This is a genomic window from Microbacterium sp. T2.11-28, assembly GCF_950097975.1.
Taxonomy (GTDB): Bacteria; Actinomycetota; Actinomycetes; order Actinomycetales; family Microbacteriaceae; genus Microbacterium.
The window spans coordinates 815,148-835,493 of the sequence record NZ_CATNHF010000001.1 but is presented as its reverse complement, the minus strand read 5'-3'; the positions used below and the strand labels follow the sequence as shown (position 1 = coordinate 835,493).

Below are 20,346 nucleotides of genomic sequence, written 5' to 3'. Positions count from 1 at the left end.
CCATGGGTGAGAATGGGCTCATGACTCTGTCCCGGCCGGCACGTGTAGCGCGCGGCGCTCTCGCGGCAGGCATGGCGACATTCACCGCGCTTCTGTCTCACCTTGCGGGTGGCGGAGTCATGCCGGGATGGCTTGGAATCGCTGTGCCGCTCTTGCTCGCCACGATGGTGTGCACACTGTTGACCGGGCGGCGGGTGTCTATCGTCCGTCTCGGCATCGGCGTCGGCGTCAGTCAGGTCCTCTTCCACTTCCTTTTCGTGCTCGGAACCATTGCCCCCTCCGGACAGGCGGTCGTCGCGCACCACGCGGGCACGCCCTTGATGCCGCCGGCGTCGGAGCCGATGCACGAGCATCTCGCTCCGACCATGTGGGTCGGCCACGCGGTGGCGGCGGTCGTCACCACGCTCGCGCTCTGGTCGGGCGAGCGCCTCGCCGCCGTGCTGCGGATGCTCGCGGGTCGCGTCGCCGCATGGCTACGTCGGCTCGTCCACGAGCTGATCACCAGCGTCCGTGCACCCCGCCGCGCTGTGCGAGCGGTCGGCCGTCCGTCGCACGCTCCGCTGAGTCGGCACGCATCTTCGCTGTCGCGCCGCGGTCCGCCGTTCCCCGCAGCAGCCTTCTGACCTTCACCCCGCCGCGCATCTGAGCCGCGTCGGGGATTTCACCCGCGCGCTTGGCGATTCTGCGCGCGGCTCTTACCCGAGTGTGCGCGGGGTTCTCGCGCACGGCACGAAAGGTCTGTGACACGTGCACAGAAGAACGAAATCACTGCTTGTACTTGCGACCGCCGCTGCGATTCTGACCACCCAGACCGCGCCTGCGTTCGCCCATGAAGATCTCCTGTCGAGCTCCCCAACTGAGAATGAAAGGTTCGCCGAGGCTCCTTCCCAGATCGAGCTTGTGTTCACCGACGAAGTTCTCACTGTCGGAGCCGTCATCGTCGTCGTAGACGAGAGTGGGAAGGACTGGGCTGAGGGAGACCCTGTCATCGACGGTGCGACCGTGGTCGTCCCGGTCGCCGCGGACATGCCCGCGGCGGGCTATCAAGTGCGTTGGCGGGTCGTGTCCGGCGACGGGCATCCGATCAGCTCACTCATTCCGTTCACCGTCGGCGACGGCCAACCCTTCACGCAGGTATCGACCGGCTCGCCGCCAGACTCCTCGGTCGAAGTCGCTGGCGACGTCAGCACAGACGCGGCGCCGCTCGCGTTCTGGCAGGTGCTTCTCATGGGGGCAGCAGGAGCCGTCCTCGCGGTGTCGATCTACGTCGCCATCGTCTACACCCGTCGTCGCGCCGCCACGCGCGCGAGCGGCCACCACTCATGAATCTCACGAACTCCACGAATCGAAAGGCTTCTCATCACATGAACGCTCGCAAGCTCACAATGGTCGGTCTCGCGGTTGGCGTCGCCGGCTTGATCCTCTCTGGATGCAGCGCTGGGGCCGCGCCAGCGCCGTCGACAACTTCACTGCCGGCGGGGGACAGCGTCACAGTCACCGACGCCTGGGTCAAGAGTGCGGACTCAGGGATGACAGCCGGGTTCGGGCTCATCACGAACCCCGACGCTGACACTGACGCGACTGTCGTCGCGGTCACGACGCCGGCGGCACCGGTCGCCGAGCTTCATGAGACCGTCGAGGACGAGACGGGAACGATGGTGATGCGACCCATTGAAGGCGGCTTCACCATCCCGGCCGGAGGAGAGTTCCCGCTGTCCCCGGCCGGCAATCACCTGATGCTCATGGAAATCTCGGAGCCGCTCACGGCGGGCGCGGAAGTGCCTTTCACGCTCGAGTTCTCCGACGGGTCCACGCTCGACTTCTCCGCGGTCGTGAAGGACTACTCCGGCGCGAACGAGAACTACGTCGGAGACGACTCTGGCGGGATGGACATGGGAGACGGCGACGAATGAGTGACACGGATCACGGCCGCACGCCGGGTCCGCCGACGTCGAGCCGGCGACAGTTCCTTCTCGGGGGAGCTGTCGCCGGCATCGGCGCCGCCGCGGCGATCGGCGCCGGCTACGCCATCTCCACTTCAGGTGACCCAGAGCCCGAGCCTGTGGCCGACGTCCCGCGCGAACTCAACGGCACGGCGACGATCCCGTTCGACGGAACCCATCAAGCCGGCATCGCGTCAGCTCCCGCCGCGCACGGACTTTTCGTCGGCCTCGATCTCGCCGAGGACGTCGACCGCACGCGTCTCCGGCAGATGATGCGACTCTTGTCCGACGATGCGTCGCGACTGACTCAGGGGAGGCGGAGCTCGCCGCAACCCCCGCGCGGCTCACCGTCACGTTCGGATTCGGACCAGGGTTCGTGCGGCGCGCGGACGGCGACGCACCAACCTGGCTTCGCCCACTTCCAGCATTTTCTATCGACAAACTGCGCGACGAGTTCTCGCACGGCGACCTCCTCATCCAGGTGAGCGGGGACGAGCCCATGAGTGTCGCGCACGCCGCACGCATGCTCTTGAAGGACACACGTGCGTTCGCCACCGTGCGATGGACCCAGACGGGATTCCGACGTGCTTTCGGCTCTGCCACCGACGGCACCGCCATGAGAAATCTCTTTGGACAAGTCGACGAGACGGTCAACCCCCAGCCAGACACAGCGGACTTCGACCAACTCGTCTGGGTGGCCGACGGCTGGCTCACTGGTGGCACGGGACTGGTCCTGCGCCGCATTCAGATGAATCTCGACACGTGGGACGAGCTCGATCGCCCGGGTCGAGAACTGTCCGTCGGTCGAAACCTCACCAACGGTGCGCCTCTCACCGGCACGAACGAGCGGGACGAACCGGACTTCGACGCAAAAGACGCTCTCGGATTCCCTGTGATTCCGGAGTTCTCTCACATGCGGCGCGCACGGTCTGATGGGGATGGTGAGCGGATCTTCCGGCGATCGTTCAACTACGACGACGCCCCTGATCCTGGCGAAGTGTCCAACTCCGGTCTCATCTTTGTGAGCTATCAGGCCGACATCGATCGACAGTTCATTCCGATCCAACGCCGACTCGACGAGCTGGACTTGCTCAACCAATGGACGACACCGATCGGCTCCGCCGTCTTCGCCATCCCACCGGGATGTCAAGAAGGGGGGTATATCGGCGACACCCTACTGTCCTAGCTCGACCTTGCGTCGATCTTGCTCGCCCTCGGAGCCACTCGCGACGCCGCCGTGCCTGACCGTGCTCTCTTCGAAGTTCCTCCGTGGGCAGGCGCATGGGTGGCTGCGTCGTTACTGCTCGATGACGTCTTGAGCCTTTTCGGTGGCACTCGCGCGAGACTCGGCGGCGTGGCGGACCTCGCGAAGGCTCGGCGTTTCGAGCTCGAGGCTTTGCAGGTCGAGGAACGCGAGGTTGCCTTGTTGTCCGTCGCATCCCACGCTGATGACGCGGCGGCCGTCGTCGGTGGTTCCGGCGCCGGGGGTGTGCATGTGGCCGTGCATGAGTAGGTCGGGTTTGACTTCGTCCCAGACTCTGCTGACCCGCTTGCGGGAGACGGCGGACTCCAGACGGGCTGCTTTCGGGAATCCGAGGGGGTTGGTGCGGAGGATCTCGCGGACTTGCCGGACCGGTGTTCCGGCGGGTGATTCATGGGTGAGCATGACATCTGCGGGACCGCCCGCGATGGCCACTTCGACGTGGACGCCGTGGATGTTCTCGTCGGGCCACCAGTCGACACCTTCGGTACGCCATTGCCGGTCGACGGACGCGGCGCCCCCAAGGGACAGGATTGTGCGGCCGCCGATGCGGAGGCGCGCGGGGCGGGGCAGCAACCACGTCACTTCCGAGATGCGGATCGCTTCACCCGGGTGAGCGTGCTGGAGTGGGGCTATCTCCCCCCAGGGTTCGTGGTTGCCGAGGGTGACGTAGACGCGCTCGATCCCGGCGTCGGTGAAGATACGGTCGCTGGCGTCGGTCTGCATCCACCAGTCCCCGAGCTGCAGGACCGTTCTGACGTCAGGGGCGAGCGAGGTGATCGCCGGCGCCAGGGTGCGGAGCCAGTCGAGGTTGCCGTGCCAGTCCCCGCAGACCGCGACTTGGGTGTCGGGGAGGGTGATGGTGCGGGCGGTCTCGAGTGGCTTCATCGTGGTGGTCCCGTTCTGGATCAGGGGAGGTAGTTCAGGTCGGTGATGATCTTCACGACCGTGCGGGCGGGACGGCCGAGGAGCAGCCAGCGGAGGGGTGAGAGCCCGTCGAGTTGTTCGTCGGGTCTGCGGAGAAAGCGGAACTTGTCGAGGTCGGTGTAGTCGAGGGGGAACGCGTCGATGACGCGGTGCAACTCGGGGATGATCAGCAGCGCGGAATGTTCCGTGAGTTGGTCGAGGTGGATGTGGACGGCGTGGTCGCGGAGCGCGGACCACAGCACCCAGTCCTCACCCTGCTGACGCGCGAAGTCTGTGAACACCGTCACCGGGATCCCGGCGGAGACAACGAAGTTCCTCTCCTCCTCGGTCAGTTCCTCCTCTTGCTCGCCACGGTGGGTGCGCGGTGCAACAGCGTCGATCGCGTTCAGCAGTTGACGGAGCGCAGCCGGCGTCTGTGTTTCGGTGCCGTCAGGGGCGGACTCGGCCCTGTCGGCGACGACGCGGGCGACGCGCAGTGCGTGACCGAGCTGCGCGGCACGGAACCGGTCGTTGTCGTCGGGATCACGCATGCGACACCACCTCGCGCGTCACGGGTTGTCCTTGAACCATTGCTCGATCGCGTCGACCGCGGCGTCCTGGTCGCCGAGGTCGTCGCGCCACCAGTACTCGACGAGGAAGTGGAGCTCGGTGGCGTCCGGCTCGGTGTGGTCGCGCATGTAGTCCGCGAGCTGCGAGTGCAGGTGAGGTCGACCGTCCGGAACAAGTGTCCGTATGAACTTGTTAGCGCGCTTCCAACGGGCCGCGCGCGCGAGGGTGCCGTGACGGTTCCGATCCCACAGTCGCCTCCAGTACTGCCGATTCCTGTGCCGGCGACGACGAAGCTCCCGGTGACCCTCGATCGTGGATGCCAGCTCGAGCCACTCTTCGACCGTCTGGATGTGGTCGGCGCGGATCCCTTCCCGGGCATTCAAGATCAACTGGAAGTATGCGAGCGCGCGATCGTGCGGGGCGCGCATCTCGTCGATCGCGTACTTGTCGGCGGAGACCGGGTTGTCATCGACCCACACGATCGGCCGTCCCGGGAATCGCTCCCGGAGCCGCACGCTCTTCCAGTCCGAGGAGTCCCACCCGTGGACCTCCTTGCCCGTGGTCGCGACCGGCAACGCGGGGATGTCGAGCGCGGGGGCGAAGTACACGTTCGCGTACTCCTGCCACGTCGTCGCCCACACCACCTCGACCCCACGCGCCAGCAGCGACCGGATCCAGTCCGCCCCGATCCCCGACAACCAGTACGTGCTCGTTACGGTGCCATCCCGACCCCAGCGCGGCGGCCGGTGGTAGGCGTCCGGGTACGCGTTGCGGCGCACCGTCATCTCCACCGGGTACGCCCCCTCCGGCCCCGGGCCTTCTGGTGGGACCGCGAGCCGAAGGACACCGTCGATGTCGATTGCCACGACAGGGCGGAAGCGTTCGTCGGCGCGCGCGCTCATCGCGGCCCTCGTTCATGCTGCGTCCTCGAAGATCGACTGCGGACGTGAGAGGTGACTTTCACGATCGCCACGCGTAGGCGGTGTGCTCGGCGGCAACGAGGACAGTCTGCGCCTCGCCAGCGCGCAGCTGCTCAACACGAGACGGGGGCGTGAACCCTGGCGTGGGGGAGGAGGGGTGGCCCGTGAGCCAGAGCGCCCAGGCCCAGGGGTCGTCGATGCCGTGGCGGAGAATGCGAAGAACATCGCCGAGGTGCTCAACGACGACGCCGTGGTCGAGTTGAAACGACGGGTAGACGGTGTGTCCGTCGGCGGTGGTGAGGGCGAGTAGGTCCCCGGCTCCCGCCATGCGTTGGACGTCGTCGGTGGTGAGATGGAGAGTCCGTGCAATGCTCGCGGTTGTGTAACAGGGGCCGACGATCCTCGGCATCCGCGACGAGGATCGAACGTTCCCGCCTCCACCTGGTGCTCTCACCACGCGAACGTAACGGGCGCGGCTCTCGCAAAGCCGCCGACTCATCGACATTCGTTACCCGTCACCAGCCGCGTCTGCGGCCTTCGCGATTCGCCGACTCAGCGACGTAAACAGGCTCAGCGGCCCGTTCTACTGACTCAAGAGCGCAACATAAATCTCTCAATGATTCATCGGCTCAATGTCGTGTTGAGTCTCTGATCCGCCCTCGTACAGGACAAGCATGGAAAACATGACTGGCCACAACGGCCCCATCGCCCCCCTGTCCCTGTCCACCCAGAAGGGCGCCGACGCGGTCCTCCCGCGCCGCGCACCCCTCGCTCACGCTCTGGTTCAGCGCGCCGCACGCGTCATCGACCGCTCCGGGGTCGTCGACCTCCTCGACCGGTGGGACCGCGAAGACGGTCGCCGCAGCCGCCCGTCGGTGCTGTCGCACCGCACGGTCCTCATCGGCTGGATCACGGTCGCACTGGAAGGGCGCGGTCTGACCGTCGCCGGACTCCACGCCGGATTCTTCAAGCGGCTGACGCCCGCATCGCGCACGTTCCTCCAGATCCCCGAAGACTTCGTCAGCGACTACGCCACCGTGGCGCGTGCCGTGCGACGCGTCCTCCGCGCCATCGAGCCGTCTCCGATGTTCACGGCGCCGCGGGCCGGGGTGATCGCCGCCGCGAACGCGGATCCCACACGTAGCGACGAGGCCACGGTCACACGTGCCCGGGTCGCGAAGGTCGCCAACCGGCTGATCGACGCACACCTCGACGGCTTCCTGCCCGTCGTCAGCCCGGACGGCGTTCGCGTCGCCGTCGACTCCCGCAGCCACACGCACGCAGCAACCGAACTGCCCCGCCGACGCCGCACGCGACCGGGCAACCGATACACAAAGAACCCCGCCTCGCCCATGCCCGCCGAGCCAGGCGACGCTCCCCGCGACCCCAGCAGCGCGCGCCGCGAGCACGGGCACGGTGACGAGCTCGCTGTCCTCGTCCCCGGGAGCAGGCGGTCGCGCCGCGCTGTCCCGGAGCTCATCATCGGGCTCACCGTCCGCGGCGCTGTGACCTTGCCGGATACCTCTGCCGCCGACGTTCGTGCCCACATCGCCGCTCGCGGTATCCACCTCCGCGCAACGGGACGGGGAGCCGACCGTGGTGTCCTGCCGGACGTGCACACCGCTGCCGCCTGGGCGCCGAAGGATCGAGAGTTCCCCTTCCACCGTGCGGCGGCTCAGCCCGCCACCGTGGTCGCCGGCGCGTTGTACGCACCGGCGGTGCCGCCGCGCTACGCGTCGCTGGCGTCGTCCCCTAGCACGCACCGGTGTGCTGGTCACCGCGCAGCCTCCCAGCCTTCGCCTCGCGTCGACGGTGTCTGGCGTGTTCCCCCGATTCCGGCAGCGGTGGCTACGGCGGTCGCAGAGCACCGAGCCAAGCTCGAGCGCAACGCGATCGAGGCCGCGTTCACCCGACTGAACCAGCGACCCACGTTGGAACGGCGGCGGGCGCGTGGCATCGCCGCGAACGGCATCCTCAGCGTGATGGAGGTCCTCCGAGCCAACACGGACACCATCCGGGACTGGGCCGCCGTCAACAGCCGACCGGTAGGTGAGCGACCTCACACGCAGGTCTTGCGATGCCCGGCCACTCGCCCCGCACACCACGAACGATCCGCACCGACCGATACTCCCTGACCCACCAACCAGAACGGGCCGCCCCACCGGGCGGCCCGTTCGCCGTTTCACCGCACCCGAGGCAAACCGCGCACCGTAGGGGGCGACGAGCTGGACAAGGACTGATCCCTCGCCCGGTGAACCTGCGCCAGCTCCACGCCCACCTGCTGCTGCAGCCCCGCAAGATACCCCTGGATATCCGTCAGCCGCTGACGCTCCCGGAACTGCTCCTCCGTCGACACCCACGCGACCGACGCGAACGGAATCCCCGCCGCATCCAACAACAACATCAGATCGTCCAGCTGGATCGGCGCCTGCCCCGTCATGTACCGGGACAGCCGCTCACTTCCCCACCCGGTGCGTTCCTTCAACTGTTTACGGGTGAACCGTTTTGCCTTCAGCCCGGCGAGGATCTGCCCCACCGCGGCATCCTGCACCTGCGCCGCGCGACTCCGCGCACGCTCCAGCGGATCCTCCGGAAGGGGACCCCACAGACGGCGAGCAGCGTGCTCACCGAACCGGGCCGGCTGGGGTGCGTAGTCCCGGGGAGGATGCTTCGAAGCCATCCCCCCAGCCTCCCACGCTGGACGACGAGGCATCGCCGTGCTCCGCCTCTGAGAGCCCAGTCCGCGCTCGGCTCAGGCCCAAGCGCGTTCGCGGAGCCAGTCCGGGTAGATGTCGAATGTCGTCTTCGATCGGAGGTCGTCCCAGCGGGCGCGCCAGGTCAGGCGCATCTCGGTCGGTGGCCACGGTGACGGCAGGAGCGTGGACGGCAGAAGTGGGTCGTAGCGAACCGCCTTCAGCAGTGAAGTCGCTAGGAGGAGCGCTCTCAGCTCCGGGGATGCGATTGAGCTCTCATCACCGTGCTTGATGACGTCAGTGGTGGTGGGGTACCGCGCGATTGTCGGCTCCGACGGCCAGAGCAGCTCTGCGAGTGCCCGCGGTTCGCTCACACCGTGAACGCTCAGATCATCGGACGATGCGCTCGCGAGGTATGGGCGGAAATCATCGGCAACCTCCGAGGTCAGGTCGCGCGTGCAGACGACCAGCCCCATGGAGAGTGGAGCGCCGCCGATTGTGACCAGGTTGCGCACGATGCGGTCTTGTAGAGGTCGCGATTGCCCCGAGACTCGTGCTGCATGCAGGTGCCATCGCCCATCCCACTTGACGTCGCCGGCGTCTTGCGCGAACGCGAGATCGATGCGTTCGCGGTCGCGAGACAGACGCGCCGCCCCCGTCGGCGTGGCTTCGAGGAATCCGCTGCGTCCACGGCCGTGCTGGCTGAGGTCGCCTGCCAGGATGAGTCGGCGGATCGCGAGCCGGACCGGTTGCTCCTCCAGCCCGGCCATCGCGCTCACGCGATACACGTCTGGCAACGCGATCGAGCCCGATGCGGGGAGGAGCGACTCGACGACGGTCCTTGGCGCGACACGGGATGTCACAGGGTGATGCTCCGTTCTCGAGCTGCGTGGCACTCGAATCAGTCAAAAGACACCGAGGCAGTTGCGGTCGCCTCGGTCAGTCTCCGCACCTACCAGTCTCTAACGGTTCCGGTCGGGGGGAGCACGTGCTTGAACGGCGTAGGTGCTACGTTCGCTGATGGTCAGCGACGAAGTCCCCTCCGACAGCACGGCAATGCTGTCCGAGCGGTTGACGGTTGCTTCAGGAACAGTGCCCGCCGGGGCGGGGTAGGGCGTGTCGTGGTGATCGCCCAGGCTGACCGGGACATAGTGAACGAGAGCCAGTTCTGGGGGAGCTATGCAGGTTCACGTCACTCTCGGTGGGGACCGAGTCGAGATCGAACGGGAAGTGCTCGTCGCGCTTCTCGACAACTCGGTCGCTAGCGAACGGGCGGCCTACCGTCACGCGCTCGAGAACGGCGAGATCAAGTTCACCGAACTCGTGGAGGTCGCCCGCGTCGGCAACATTCCACTGCCCCTGTTCTTCACCCGGCGTTGCTACCTGCCGACAAGATCACGCTTTGATCCCGTCGGATCGTCCTGGTCAGCGGTCTCGTTCCGGACCACAACAGTTCGACTTCCCGCGCGTCATGGCGCCGAGGGTGACTATTCCACCTCGAACGGTTGCTCCGATGACGTCTCGTGGCCCTTCTTGCACCGATAGGTATCACGCACAACCTCCGCACCATCTTCCAGCGTCAACAGTTCGCTCTGCTCCTGGTAGGCGGGCCGTCCGCACGTCGAGCAATCGATGAACGCGCCGGTTGGCTTCTGGCGTCGGCGGGAACGACGTACCTCCCGCCTGCGGGCGCGGGCGTACTTGCGAAAGCTTGCCGCGTCCGCGCGGTTGGTGGCTCGCTGGTGCCCGGCGTTTAGCTCGCCATGCATGTACTCCGTCCACAGCTGTTCACGTCGGACGAGCCACCAGGTGACTAGGCGTAGGCGCCACAACGGCATGCGCCAACTTGCCTGAGCCCACAGTGCGATTGTGCGTTCCATGAGTCGTCCGAGCCTACGCAGTTGTGGCGGCGTGATTGTGCTGTAGATACCATTGCCGCCGAACCACTGGTCAGCGATCTGGCGTTCGGCAGATGCCTGCACGATCACAAGCGTGTACGCATATCGAGCGCCACGAGGGTCAATGACTCTCAGCGCCGGTTTGACTTCGGGTGCTTCCGGACGTGCGTAGATTTTCATCACGACGTCCTCGAGGTTCGCGTCACGGAACGCCATTGCGTCGACGGCCCACTCGGTGCGAGCTTCTCGTAGGGCGCGCATCGACTCCGCGCGACGACCAAACGCATGGTTCAACCCTGCGCCAGCAAGTGCTGCCAGCGCGATAGATACCAATGACCAGGGAAGTTCGGCAGCGTCCACATGCCGCACGCTAGCGCAATCTATCCGAGCGACACCGGACGTCCGGTGATGATCTCGCTAAGTCAGCTCTGCCATTCTCGGTGCACCGCGACTCCCACCAGAGCCTCTCGGTCCTGGGCCTCGTTCGGCAGGGGCCATCACTGTGCCCGCTCTACAGGAAAAACAGGAACCGTCTACAGGAAACGCAGGAACCCCGGATGCCCGCGATCCGCACCAGGACAGGTTCTGCTAACAGCCCACCGAACCCTCGTCATGCCCGTGCGACCGTGGTGTGCGCTCGCAGGAGCGAAACTCCCGCGCTCCTAGTACCGTGAGCCGTGTGGGGGCGTCGGGGCCCGGAAGCCGAGGTAGCGCCATGCGCAGAGCAACGAAGGACAGACTCATCGCCGGCGTGTGCGGTGGCCTCGCTCGCCAGCTCGGCCTCCCGCCGCTCGCTGTCCGGCTGTCCGCGGTGCTCATCGCCTCGGTGGCGATCCCGGTCTACATCGTGCTGTGGGTGCTCGTCCCCACGACGACCGAGTTCTAGCGCGACGGCGAACGCGAAGTCCTCACGGCTCAGCGCACGCCGGATGACGGCACCGAGAAGCGCATCTGCGGCAGCGGAGCCGCCAGGACCTCGACACGGAGACGCCGGCCGGTCTCGGCGTTTCCGGCGGCGGCCGCCACCAGCGATCGGAGCCGCGCTCGAGCGCAGGCACCCTGTCCACCATGCCTCGTCCACGCCGCCGGAAGGGTCTGCGGGAGCGCAGGAGAAGTCTGCCGGAGCACAGGCGTGACGACCGGGTGCGAAATCGTCGGGGAGCGCGGCGCCTGCCCGACGCCGTGAGCGACTGCCGCCCCGAGGCGCGTCAGCCGGCGCGGCGGGACGCCCATACGTCGAGAGCGGCCGTCCGCGCCGCGTCGGCAGCGGCCCAGACGGCCCCGGTGACGACGACGTCCGCGCCCAGCGTCGAGACGACCAGCTCGGGCGCGGGCAGGTGCAGGTCGGTGGGGAGGGCCAGCCGCGCCGCGCGCACGACGTCGTCGATGCCGGCCGCGATGGCCCCGGACACCACCACGCGCTGCGGGTCGAACATGCTGCCGAGCACGCTGACGATCCGGGCGAGCGCTCCTCCCACGCGCGCAGCGATCTCGCGCGCGTCCGGGTCGCCGGCGGCGGCCGCCTCCAGCACCCGGCGGCCGTCGAGGTCGTCGCTGGAGAGTCCGGCGAGCGCGCCGTCGGGGGAGAGCCGCCCCTCGTCGACGGCTGCGCGGGCCCACGTGGCCGCCATGGCGCCGAGGCCGTGCGCCGATCCGACGCCCTCGACGTGGTCGAACGCGACCATCTCGCCCACGCCGCCGTGCGAGCCCCGCAGGAGGTGACCGTCCACGACGACGCCGGCGCCCAGGCGGTCACCCGCGAGCAGCGTGATGTAGTCGGTGCACCCGGTGGCCGCGCCCACGGCCCCCTCGGCGACGGCGGCCAGTGACGCGTCGTTGTCGATGCGGACGATGGGCGCCCAATCGAGCGCCTCGGCCAGGCCGGGGTTCATCCGCTCCCAGAACCTGTGCGGGTGCCGGGGCGAGCGCCCCGCGGCATCCACCGGGGCCGGGACCCCGACGGCCACGGCCAGGACGTCCCCGCGGGTGCGGCCCGCCCGCGCGAGTGCCTCGTCGATCGTCGCGAGCACGGCGCCGCGCCGCGCATCGGGCCCCTCGCTGTCGATCTCATGTGCGGTCTCGTGCGAGGCGAGCGCGCGCGAGCGCAGGTCGGTGACGGTCGCCGTGATGCGGGCGTGTCCGGCGTCCACGCCGAGGAGCACGGCGGCATCCGCCCTGAGCGCGAAGCGCCGGGCGGGGCGTCCCTTGCGGTAGTCGCCCGCCAGGCGCGCGTTGGGGAGCTCTTCGAGCAGCCCCATCTCGGCCAGGGTGTCCATCGCCTCGATCGCCGTCGACCGGGTGAGCCCGGTGGCCGCCATCACCTCGGAAGCCGTGAACTCGCGCGCCTGCCACGCGTGCCGAAGCACGGCGTCGAGGCTCGCCGGGCGGGTCGCCGTGGTTCCGAGGGGAGTGGACAAGGGTCTTGACCTTCACTTTCTGCTGCTGCAATACTGCCGTGCAGACATTGATTTGACGAGTAAATCTAATAGGCGACCATATATCCGCGACGATGCGGTGAGAGACGAGGATGTCGATGGCACACCACAGGAGGATCCGGCTGCTGGCCACCGGGGCGCTGCTCGTGCTCGCGGGCGGAATGCTCGCGGGCTGCTCGAGCGACGGGCGCGAGACGATCCGCTTCACCTTCAGCAAGCGCGAGGCGCTCGACTTCATGACCGCGACCGTCGCCGACTACAACGCCTCGCAGGATCGCGTCACCGTCGAGATGGACACCTCGGGCGTCGACGTCGTCTCCGCGAGCTTCGTGCGCGGCAACCCGCCCGACATCATGCTCGCCAACTACAACTACGAGGTCGCGCGGTTCGTGCAGCGCTGCGCACTCAGCGATCTCTCCGGGACCGACGCGGCGGGGAGCGTGCGCGAGGACCTCCAGCCGCTGATGGACCAGTACGGCTCGTGCGAGGGCACGGTGAGCGCGCTGCCCTACTCGGTCATGGCGGCGTCGGTCATCTACAACCCGCAGATCTTCGAGGAGCAGGGGCTCGAGGTGCCCACCACCTGGGATGAGCTCATCGAGGTCTGCACCGCGCTGCAGGACGCCGGCATCACCCCGTTCTACGCGACGTTCAAGGACGACTGGACCGTCGCCCAGGGCTGGTACGACTACGCCGTGGGCGGCTCGCTCCCGGTCCTGGAGTTCTTCGACCGGCTGGCGGCCGAGGGCGCCGACGTCGGGGCGACCTCCGAGGTCTCGTTCGAGAAGGACTTCACCGAGCCGATGGAGCGCATGCTCGAACTCGCCGGCGAGTACGTCAACGACGACGCGGCCAGCCGCGCCTACGGCGACGGGAACCTGGCCTTCGCCCGCGGCGAGGCGGCGATGTACCTCCAGGGGCCGTGGGCCTTCGCGGAGATCGCGAAGATCGATCCCGACCTGGAGCTGGGCACGTTCCCGCTTCCGATGACCGACGACGCGGGAGACCTCGCGGTGCGGGTGAACATGGACCTCGCCGCGATGATCCCCGAGGCGTCGCGGCACAAGGAGGCGGCCCGCGACTTCCTCGAGTACCTCTATCAGCCGGAGGTGATCGACGCGTACAACGCCTCGCAGCTGGGCTTCTCGCCGCTCGCCGACGCCGCCCCGCCCGACGACCCGCGGGTGGCCGGCATGCAGGAGTACTACGCCGACGGCAAGGTCTACCAGGGGCCGTCGGTGCTCGTGCCCAAGACGATCCCCGTCTTCAACTACGCACAGGCCATGGTGCTCGGCGACGCGCCGTCGTCGATCCTCCGCACGATGGACCGGGACTGGTCGCGTCTCGCATTCCGTCAGCCCGTGCCGTCTTCCGAAGAGTCGAAGGAGACCTCGAGATGACCACCACCCGCACGATCGTCACCGGAGGGGCGGGGCGCGGACCCCGCGACCTCGCTCACAAGAAGCGGCGGGTGGAGCCGATCTACTACCTGTTCCTGCTGCCGAGCCTGGTGCTGTTCACGCTCGCCATCACGGTGCCGGGGGTGATCGGCATCTTCTTCAGCTTCACCGATTCCATCGGCATCGGCGACTGGAACTTCATCGGATTCACCAACTACATCGCCCTGTTCAGCGACCCGGCGATCCTGCAGAGCTACCTGTTCACGTTCGGGTTCTCGATCGCCACGGTGATCGTGGTCAACGTGATCGCGTTCCTGCTGGCGGTCGCGCTGACCGCGCGCATCCGGTTCAAGACCGGCCTGCGCACCGTGTTCGTGATCCCCATGGTGATCTCGGGCATCATCATCGCCTACGTCTTCAACTTCCTCTTCTCCAACTCCGTGCCCGCGCTCGGCTCGGCGGTAGGAGTGCCGTGGCTGGAGACGAGCCTGCTCGCCAACGCCGATCTGGCATGGATCGCCATCGTGATCGTCACCGCCTGGCAGGCGATCCCGGGCACCCTCCTCATCTACATCGCCGGCCTCCTCTCGGTGCCCGGCGACGTGTACGAGGCGGCCGACCTCGACGGGGCGAACAAGCGCCAGCAGCTGCTGCGCATCACGCTGCCGCTCGTCGCCGGCTATGTCGTGATCAACGTGATCCTCGGGTTCAAGGGCTTCCTCAACGCCTACGACATCATCGTCGGCCTCACCAACGGGGGACCGGGAACGGCGACCCGCAGCATCGCGATGACGATCATCGCGGGCTTCAACGGCGGCGACTACGCCTACCAGATGGCCAACGCGACGATCTTCTTCATCGTGGCCGTCGTGATCTCCGTGCTCCAACTCTCGCTCACGCGCGGAAGGAACCAGCTCTCATGACCACTTCCACCAGCCAGCCGGCCCTGGCCTTCGAAGAGGCCGACGTCGCCGTGGATCCGCCGCGCCGCCGCCGGGGGACGCCCCGCATGGAGCGCGTGAACTGGTCGGCGACGATCGTCCTGATGCTGTGCGCCGTCACGGTGCTGCTGCCGCTCTACGTCACGATCTCCATGGCCTTCAAGACGAGCGCACAGGCCGTCGACGGCAACGCGTTCTCGCTGCCCGCGCCGTTCAGCATCGACGGCTTCGTCCAGGCGTGGACGCTCACCAAGTTCCCCGTCGGCGCGGCGATCTCGTTCCTGGTCACCGCCGGCACGGTGGCCGCCACGATCGTCCTCGCCGCCTTCGCGTCGTACGCCATCGTCCGCAACTGGGAGCGGCGCCTCTTCCGCTACTCGTTCTTCTACCTGCTGGCGGCGATGTTCATCCCGTTCCCCGTCGTCGCGCTCCCGCAGATCCAGCTCACGGGCCGGGTCGGGCTCGACAACCCGTTCGGCGTGATCATCCTCGCCACGATGTTCCAGCTGAGCTTCAGCGTGCTGCTGTTCACGGCGTTCCTGCGGTCGATCCCGATCGAGCTCGAGGAGAGCGCGCGCATCGACGGGGCGAGCACCTGGCAGACCTTCTGGCGGCTGATCTTCCCGCTGCTGGCGCCGATGAGCGCGACGGTCGGCATCTTCGCCTTCCTCTACGCGTGGAACGACTTCATGATGCCGTCGCTGATCATCTCCGACCCCGCCCTCCAGACCCTGCCGGTGCGGCAGAACCTGTTCCAGACGCAGTTCAGCAACAACTACAACGTGTCGTTCGCGTCGTACCTCATGGCGATGGCCCCGGCCCTGATCGCGTACCTCTTCACCCAGCGATGGGTGATGGAGGGCGTCACCCAGGGCGCCGTCAAGGGCTGACCGCCCCGTCCGGCACGATATCCCTCACCCCACCCTCACCTCGGAAAGGCACCGCGCAGTGACCACCCCTCTCGACCTCGACTCCGACCTCCGCCCCGACCTCGACGCGGCGGCGCACGACGAGACCCCGCCGTGGTGGCGGCAGGCCGCGGTCTACCAGATCTATCCGCGGAGCTTCGCCGATGCCGACGCCGACGGCATCGGCGACCTGCCCGGCATCACGTCGCGGATCGGCTACCTCGCGAGCCTGGGCATCGACGCGGTGTGGCTCAGCCCGTTCTACCCGTCGGCGCTCGCCGACGGCGGGTACGACGTCGCCGACTACCGTGACGTCGATCCGCGGCTCGGAACGCTCGCGGACTTCGACGCGATGCTGGCGGCGCTGCACGAACGGGGGATCAAGGTCGTGGTCGACATCGTCCCCAACCACACCTCCGATCAGCACGCCTGGTTCCAGGAGGCGCTGGCCGCGGGGCGCGGATCCGCGGCACGCGAGCGGTACATCTTCCGCGAGGGCACGGGCCCCGGCGGCGCCGAGCCGCCGACCGACTGGCTGTCGACGTTCGGCGGTCCGGCGTGGGAGCGGGTCGACGACGGTCAGTGGTACCTGCACAACTTCGCCCGCGAGCAGCCCGACCTGAACTGGGATCACCCCGAGGTGCGCGAGGACTTCGTCACCACGCTGCGGTTCTGGGCCGACCGCGGTGTCGACGGGTTCCGCATCGATGTGGCCCACATGCTGTCCAAGGACCTCACCGAGCCGCTTCCCTCGCGCGCCGAGCTCGACCTCCTCCCGCGCGACGGCAGCCACCCGCTCCTCGACCGCGACGACGTGCACGAGATCTACGCGCAGTGGCGGGAGGTCTTCAACTCCTACGACCCCCCGCGCACCGCCGTCGCCGAGGCCTGGGTCGATCCCTCCCGTATCCACCTGTACGCACGTCCCGAGAGCCTCGGTCAGGCGTTCAACTTCGACCTGCTCGAGGCGGCGTTCCACGGGCCCGAGTTCCGTCGCATCGTGACGGACAACCTCGCGCGCACGCACGGCTCGTCGTCGTCGAGCACGTGGGTGCTGTCGAACCACGACGTGGTGCGCCACGCCACCCGCTACGGCCTGCGCGGGGCGGAGGATCCCGGGCTCGCGCCGACCAAGCGCGCCGCGCAGTGGCTGCTGGACGGCGGCAGCCGCGACGAGGTCGACGCCGAGCGCGGCCACCGTCGCGCGACGGCGGCGACGCTGTTCGTCCTGGGACTCCCGGGGTCGGCGTATCTGTACCAGGGTGAGGAGCTCGGCCTGCCGGAGGTGTCGGAGATCGCGCCGGCGCAGCGGCAGGACCCGACGTACTTCCGCACGCAGGGCGCCGAGATCGGCCGTGACGGGTGCCGCGTGCCGCTCCCGTGGCGCCCGGACGCGCCCGCCTTCGGGTTCGGCGACGACGGGTCGCACCTGCCGCAGCCGGAGTGGTTCGGCGAGTTCGCCGTGCAGCGCCAGGAGGGCGACCCGGCATCCACGCTGTCGCTGTATCGCCGCGCGCTGCACCTCCGCCGCCGCCTGCAGGGACCCGAGCAGCTGGAATGGATCGAGACCGGCCGCGATGACGTGCTCCACTTCGTCCGCCCCGGCGGCTGGCACGTCGTGACCAACTTCGGCGAGGCCGACTACCGGCTGCCCGATGCACTGGCGGCCGGTGCCGGCGGCATCGTGCTCGCCAGCGCGGACGCGAGCGGACCCGTCGTGCCGGCCGAGGCGACGGTGTGGATCGCCACGCACTAGTCCCGTCGCGTTCCCTCCCGGCGCGTCCGAACCTCGACGCGTCGGCGCGCCCGCCGGCGAACCTCAGCATTGTGCAAGGAAAAGCTCAGATCGGCCGGAATGGGCGTCGGCGGCGCCGGCGCCGGATACTGTGAATCGAACGCGCAGGCGCTCCCGAACTGGGGGGACGGAGTAGCCGAAGCACGGGAATTCGTGCTGTGCACAGCAACGAGAAGAGCCTCGGCTCGCGCATCGGGGGGTGAGCGAGCCGAGGCTCTTTCTCGTTGTGCGGCGGCGCCCCGACCTCGCCCGGGCACGACCTCGCCTAGGCTCGTGCGGTGAGCTCCACACCGGAACAGAGGCGGATGCCGGCCTGGCTGGCGCTCTCGGGCGCCGTCCTGATCGGGATGATGACCGCCGCCCAGGCGCGGATCAACGGCGAGCTCGGCCTGCGCCTGAGCGATGGACTCGTCGCGGCGGCGATCTCCTTCGGCTCGGGGCTGCTGATCCTGATCGTCCTGTCGCTGATCCTGCCGAGCGGGCGGCGCGGCGTGCGGGCGCTGCGCGCGGGAATGCGCGAGCGGACGATCCCGTGGTGGATGCTGCTGGGCGGGGTCGCTGGCGCGCTCACCGTCGCCACGCAGGGCCTCGCGGTGGCGGTGATCGGCGTCTCGCTGTTCACCGTCGGCGTGGTGGCGGGGCAGACCCTCAACGGGCTGGTGCTCGACCGCATCGGCTACGGCCCCGCCGGCGTGGTGGCCGTCACCGTGCCCCGTGTGCTGGGCGGGGCGCTCGCGCTCGTGGCGGTGGCGGTGTCGCTGCAGGGCGGGGTGCTCGAGCGCGTGCCGCTGTGGATGCTCGTGCTGCCGCTCATCGCCGGCGTGGGGATCGCGTGGCAGCAGGCGACCAACGGCCGCCTGCGTCAGCGCGTCGGCACACCCCTCACCGCGACGCTCGTGAACTTCATCGGCGGCACCGTGCTGCTGGTGGCCGCAGCGGTGGTGAGCACGGTGGTCGGCGGCGCCCCGGATGCCCTCCCGCCCGAGCCGTGGCTGTACGCCGGCGGCGCCATGGGCGTGTTCTACATCTTCCTGTCGGCGGCCATCGTCGTGCACACGGGAGTGCTGCTGCTCGGACTCGGCGCCGTCGCGGGACAGCTGCTGACCGCGCTCGTGATCGATGTGGCATGGCCCGCGTCGGCGGGCCCGGGGTGGATCGTCGAGCTCATCACCGTGGTGGTCGCGCTCGCCTCGGTCGTGGTCGCCGCCGTGCCGTGGCGCCGGCGCCGTCAATCCTGAGCGCGCGCCTTCCTCTCGGCCTTGCGCGCCTTCTTCTCGGCCTTCTTCGCCCGCTTGCGCGCCTTCTTCTTCGCCTTCTTGCCGACCGTCGCCGCGGGCTTCTCCTCGCCGGGCTCCGTGGAAGCAGGGTCCGCGGCGGCCGGCAGGCGGTGCAGCTTCGTGCGCGCATCGACGATCTTGCGTCGTCCCGGACGGGCGCCCGCAGGCTTGCCGCCGACGTACAGCCAGCCCAGCAGCTCCTCGTCCTCGCCGAGTCCGTGCATGCGTGCCACCGCCTGCGAGCGGGTGTACCCGCCGGTGCGCCAGATGACGCCCCAGCCCGCCTCGTCCAGCAGCAGGCTCAGCACGTGCGCGACGCCCGAGGCGACCGCCTCCTGCTCCCAGCGCGGCACCTTCTCGCTCGGCCGGTAGCTCGCGACGACCGCGATCAGCAGCGGCGCGCGCAGCGGCTTCGCGGAGGGCTCGTCGTCACCCTGCGCCTCGGCGATGGCCGCGCCCAGCCGCGCGCGGTCGTCGCCGCGCAGCTCGATGAGCCGCCACGGCCGTAGCGACGAGTGGTCGGCCACCCGTCCCGCGGCCGACACGAGCACCAGGAGCTCCGCGCGCGTCGGTGCCGTCTCGGTCACCTTGGACCACGACCGTCGCGCGCGGACGGCCTCCAGGGCGCCGGTCACTTCTCGGGGCTGAACGACAGCGACAGCGAGTTCATGCAGTACCGGTCGCCCGTCGGGGTGCCGAAGCCGTCGGGGAAGACGTGGCCCAGGTGCGATCCGCAGGTGGCGCAGCGCACCTCGGTGCGGACCATGCCGTGGGAGCGGTCCTCGATGAGCTCGACCGCCTCGGGGCGCACCGACTCGTAGAAGCTCGGCCAGCCGCAGTGGGAGTCGAACTTCGTCCCGCTCTGGAACAGCTCCGCTCCGCACGCGGCACAGGTGTAGAGGCCGGCGCGGCTCTCGTCGAGCAGCTCGCCGGTCCAGGCGCGCTCGGTCCCGGCCTGGCGGAGCACCGCATACTGCTCCGGGGTCAGCTCCTCGCGCCACTGCTCGTCGGTCTTGTTCACGCTGTAGGTCATCACGGCTCCTTACGTCCACTCCATTCAACCCGAGATGGGCCGCTGGTGTTCCGGTTCGGCAGACGCGAGTGGCGCTGCCGGGGAGGAGGGATCGGGCCACCTACCCTGGACGCGTGCCCCTCTCCGATCGCGACCGCGTCCTCCTGGACTTCGAGGCGCGCTGGGGTCGGCACGGGGCGGCGAAGGAGGAGGCGGTGCGCGCCGAGCTCGCACTCACCCCCGCGCGGTACTACCAGCTGCTGGGACGCCTCGTCGACGACGCGGACGCCCTCGCGTACGACCCGATGCTCGTCCACCGGCTGCGCCGGATGCGCGAAGCGCGCACGGCGCCCGCGACGGCGGCGTCCGGGACCGGCCGATAGAATT

The 20,346-nt window shown here is 68.7% G+C and carries 20 protein-coding genes and 2 pseudogenes; 12 read left to right on the top strand and 10 right to left on the bottom strand.

What is annotated here, in order from left to right; all coding sequences use genetic code 11:
* Window positions 1-20: 20 nt before the first annotated feature.
* The 4 genes and pseudogenes from QQZ13_RS04045 to QQZ13_RS04030 form a co-directional block, all read left to right on the top strand.
* Complete coding sequence (locus QQZ13_RS04045; protein WP_284527819.1) at window positions 21-623, top strand: hypothetical protein; 603 nt, start codon at window positions 21-23, stop codon at window positions 621-623.
* A gap of 124 nt (window positions 624-747) precedes the next feature.
* A complete protein-coding gene (locus QQZ13_RS04040; RefSeq protein ID WP_284527818.1) occupies window positions 748-1,326 on the top strand; it encodes a copper resistance CopC family protein in 579 nt (192 codons plus the stop codon).
* Window positions 1,327-1,364: 38 nt separating this feature from the next.
* Window positions 1,365-1,913: a copper chaperone PCu(A)C gene (locus QQZ13_RS04035; protein ID WP_284527817.1), complete on the top strand. Its 549-nt coding sequence runs from the start codon at window positions 1,365-1,367 to the stop codon at window positions 1,911-1,913.
* A 379-nt stretch (window positions 1,914-2,292) separates the two neighbouring features.
* Window positions 2,293-3,129 (top strand): annotated as a pseudogene (locus QQZ13_RS04030) (Dyp-type peroxidase); the annotation flags it as partial.
* Between the two features lie 111 nt (window positions 3,130-3,240).
* Here the strand turns inward: QQZ13_RS04030 and QQZ13_RS04025 are convergent.
* The 4 genes from QQZ13_RS04025 to QQZ13_RS04010 are packed head-to-tail and all read right to left on the bottom strand — an operon-like array spanning window position 3,241 to window position 6,009.
* A complete protein-coding gene (locus QQZ13_RS04025) occupies window positions 3,241-4,092 on the bottom strand; it encodes a metallophosphoesterase (RefSeq protein ID WP_284527816.1) in 852 nt (283 codons plus the stop codon).
* Window positions 4,093-4,112: 20 nt separating this feature from the next.
* On the bottom strand, window positions 4,113-4,661 hold the full coding sequence (locus QQZ13_RS04020) for a hypothetical protein (RefSeq protein ID WP_284527815.1): 549 nt from the start codon (window positions 4,659-4,661) through the stop codon (window positions 4,113-4,115).
* Window positions 4,662-4,679: 18 nt separating this feature from the next.
* On the bottom strand, window positions 4,680-5,582 hold the full coding sequence (locus QQZ13_RS04015; RefSeq protein ID WP_284527814.1) for a hypothetical protein: 903 nt from the start codon (window positions 5,580-5,582) through the stop codon (window positions 4,680-4,682).
* Between the two features lie 58 nt (window positions 5,583-5,640).
* Entirely contained in the window at window positions 5,641-6,009 is a 369-nt protein-coding gene (locus QQZ13_RS04010; RefSeq protein ID WP_284527813.1) for a hypothetical protein, read from the bottom strand.
* 274 nt (window positions 6,010-6,283) lie between these two features.
* Here QQZ13_RS04010 and QQZ13_RS04005 point away from each other — a divergent pair, with 274 nt between their 5' ends.
* Complete coding sequence (locus tag QQZ13_RS04005) at window positions 6,284-7,735, top strand: hypothetical protein (protein ID WP_284527812.1); 1,452 nt, start codon at window positions 6,284-6,286, stop codon at window positions 7,733-7,735.
* 47 nt (window positions 7,736-7,782) lie between these two features.
* Here QQZ13_RS04005 and QQZ13_RS04000 read toward each other — a convergent pair whose 3' ends face one another.
* The 3 genes from QQZ13_RS04000 to QQZ13_RS03990 all read right to left on the bottom strand — a co-directional run bounded on the left by QQZ13_RS04000 (window position 7,783) and on the right by QQZ13_RS03990 (window position 10,551).
* Window positions 7,783-8,280 (bottom strand): DUF3376 domain-containing protein, encoded by a 498-nt coding sequence (locus tag QQZ13_RS04000; RefSeq protein ID WP_284527811.1) that lies wholly within the window; start codon window positions 8,278-8,280, stop codon window positions 7,783-7,785.
* Window positions 8,281-8,352: 72 nt separating this feature from the next.
* A complete protein-coding gene (locus QQZ13_RS03995) occupies window positions 8,353-9,156 on the bottom strand; it encodes a PaaX family transcriptional regulator (RefSeq protein ID WP_284527810.1) in 804 nt (267 codons plus the stop codon).
* Between the two features lie 624 nt (window positions 9,157-9,780).
* Entirely contained in the window at window positions 9,781-10,551 is a 771-nt protein-coding gene (locus QQZ13_RS03990) for a hypothetical protein (RefSeq protein ID WP_284527809.1), read from the bottom strand.
* Between the two features lie 355 nt (window positions 10,552-10,906).
* Between QQZ13_RS03990 and QQZ13_RS03985 the strand changes: the two genes are divergently transcribed.
* On the top strand, window positions 10,907-11,077 hold the full coding sequence (locus QQZ13_RS03985) for a PspC domain-containing protein (protein WP_284527808.1): 171 nt from the start codon (window positions 10,907-10,909) through the stop codon (window positions 11,075-11,077).
* A gap of 322 nt (window positions 11,078-11,399) precedes the next feature.
* Here QQZ13_RS03985 and QQZ13_RS03980 read toward each other — a convergent pair whose 3' ends face one another.
* On the bottom strand, window positions 11,400-12,608 hold the full coding sequence (locus QQZ13_RS03980; protein WP_284527807.1) for an ROK family transcriptional regulator: 1,209 nt from the start codon (window positions 12,606-12,608) through the stop codon (window positions 11,400-11,402).
* Window positions 12,609-12,718: 110 nt separating this feature from the next.
* Here QQZ13_RS03980 and QQZ13_RS03975 point away from each other — a divergent pair, with 110 nt between their 5' ends.
* From QQZ13_RS03975 to QQZ13_RS03955, 5 genes are all read left to right on the top strand, one after another.
* Complete coding sequence (locus tag QQZ13_RS03975) at window positions 12,719-14,026, top strand: ABC transporter substrate-binding protein (protein ID WP_284527806.1); 1,308 nt, start codon at window positions 12,719-12,721, stop codon at window positions 14,024-14,026.
* Complete coding sequence (locus tag QQZ13_RS03970) at window positions 14,023-14,949, top strand: carbohydrate ABC transporter permease (protein WP_284527805.1); 927 nt, start codon at window positions 14,023-14,025, stop codon at window positions 14,947-14,949. Before QQZ13_RS03975 ends, QQZ13_RS03970 begins: the two co-directional genes overlap by 4 nt.
* 86 nt (window positions 14,950-15,035) lie before the next feature.
* Complete coding sequence (locus tag QQZ13_RS03965; protein ID WP_284528035.1) at window positions 15,036-15,857, top strand: carbohydrate ABC transporter permease; 822 nt, start codon at window positions 15,036-15,038, stop codon at window positions 15,855-15,857.
* Between the two features lie 58 nt (window positions 15,858-15,915).
* On the top strand, window positions 15,916-17,631 hold the full coding sequence (locus QQZ13_RS03960) for a glycoside hydrolase family 13 protein (RefSeq protein WP_284527804.1): 1,716 nt from the start codon (window positions 15,916-15,918) through the stop codon (window positions 17,629-17,631).
* Between the two features lie 344 nt (window positions 17,632-17,975).
* A complete protein-coding gene (locus QQZ13_RS03955; protein ID WP_284528034.1) occupies window positions 17,976-18,908 on the top strand; it encodes a DMT family transporter in 933 nt (310 codons plus the stop codon).
* Window positions 18,909-19,039: 131 nt separating this feature from the next.
* Here the strand turns inward: QQZ13_RS03955 and QQZ13_RS03950 are convergent.
* Together QQZ13_RS03950 and msrB are read right to left on the bottom strand one after the other, a co-directional pair.
* Window positions 19,040-19,582: pseudogene (locus QQZ13_RS03950) on the bottom strand (nitroreductase family protein); the annotation flags it as partial.
* A complete protein-coding gene (msrB, locus tag QQZ13_RS03945) occupies window positions 19,579-19,980 on the bottom strand; it encodes a peptide-methionine (R)-S-oxide reductase MsrB (protein ID WP_284527803.1) in 402 nt (133 codons plus the stop codon). The gene msrB and the pseudogene QQZ13_RS03950, both read right to left, overlap by 4 nt.
* A gap of 113 nt (window positions 19,981-20,093) precedes the next feature.
* Between msrB and QQZ13_RS03940 the strand changes: the two genes are divergently transcribed.
* Complete coding sequence (locus QQZ13_RS03940; protein ID WP_284527802.1) at window positions 20,094-20,342, top strand: DUF3263 domain-containing protein; 249 nt, start codon at window positions 20,094-20,096, stop codon at window positions 20,340-20,342.
* Window positions 20,343-20,346: the final 4 nt, after the last annotated feature.

Excerpts from the sequence above, each read along its gene's own strand:
- QQZ13_RS03965 (WP_284528035.1), top strand. The coding sequence starts at position 15,036 with ATGGAGCGCGTGAACTGGTCGGCGACGATCGTCCTGATGCTGTGCGCC.
- QQZ13_RS04005 (WP_284527812.1), top strand. The coding sequence starts at position 6,284 with ATGACTGGCCACAACGGCCCCATCGCCCCCCTGTCCCTGTCCACCCAG.
- QQZ13_RS04010 (WP_284527813.1), bottom strand. The coding sequence starts at position 6,009 with ATGCCGAGGATCGTCGGCCCCTGTTACACAACCGCGAGCATTGCACGG.
- QQZ13_RS03955 (WP_284528034.1), top strand. The coding sequence starts at position 17,976 with ATGCCGGCCTGGCTGGCGCTCTCGGGCGCCGTCCTGATCGGGATGATG.
- QQZ13_RS03985 (WP_284527808.1), top strand. The coding sequence starts at position 10,907 with ATGCGCAGAGCAACGAAGGACAGACTCATCGCCGGCGTGTGCGGTGGC.
- QQZ13_RS04000 (WP_284527811.1), bottom strand. The coding sequence starts at position 8,280 with ATGGCTTCGAAGCATCCTCCCCGGGACTACGCACCCCAGCCGGCCCGG.
- QQZ13_RS04020 (WP_284527815.1), bottom strand. The coding sequence starts at position 4,661 with ATGCGTGATCCCGACGACAACGACCGGTTCCGTGCCGCGCAGCTCGGT.
- QQZ13_RS04015 (WP_284527814.1), bottom strand. The coding sequence starts at position 5,582 with ATGAGCGCGCGCGCCGACGAACGCTTCCGCCCTGTCGTGGCAATCGAC.
- QQZ13_RS04025 (WP_284527816.1), bottom strand. The coding sequence starts at position 4,092 with ATGAAGCCACTCGAGACCGCCCGCACCATCACCCTCCCCGACACCCAA.
- QQZ13_RS04045 (WP_284527819.1), top strand. The coding sequence starts at position 21 with ATGACTCTGTCCCGGCCGGCACGTGTAGCGCGCGGCGCTCTCGCGGCA.
- msrB (WP_284527803.1), bottom strand. The coding sequence starts at position 19,980 with ATGACCTACAGCGTGAACAAGACCGACGAGCAGTGGCGCGAGGAGCTG.
- QQZ13_RS03970 (WP_284527805.1), top strand. The coding sequence starts at position 14,023 with ATGACCACCACCCGCACGATCGTCACCGGAGGGGCGGGGCGCGGACCC.
- QQZ13_RS03975 (WP_284527806.1), top strand. The coding sequence starts at position 12,719 with ATGTCGATGGCACACCACAGGAGGATCCGGCTGCTGGCCACCGGGGCG.
- QQZ13_RS04035 (WP_284527817.1), top strand. The coding sequence starts at position 1,365 with ATGAACGCTCGCAAGCTCACAATGGTCGGTCTCGCGGTTGGCGTCGCC.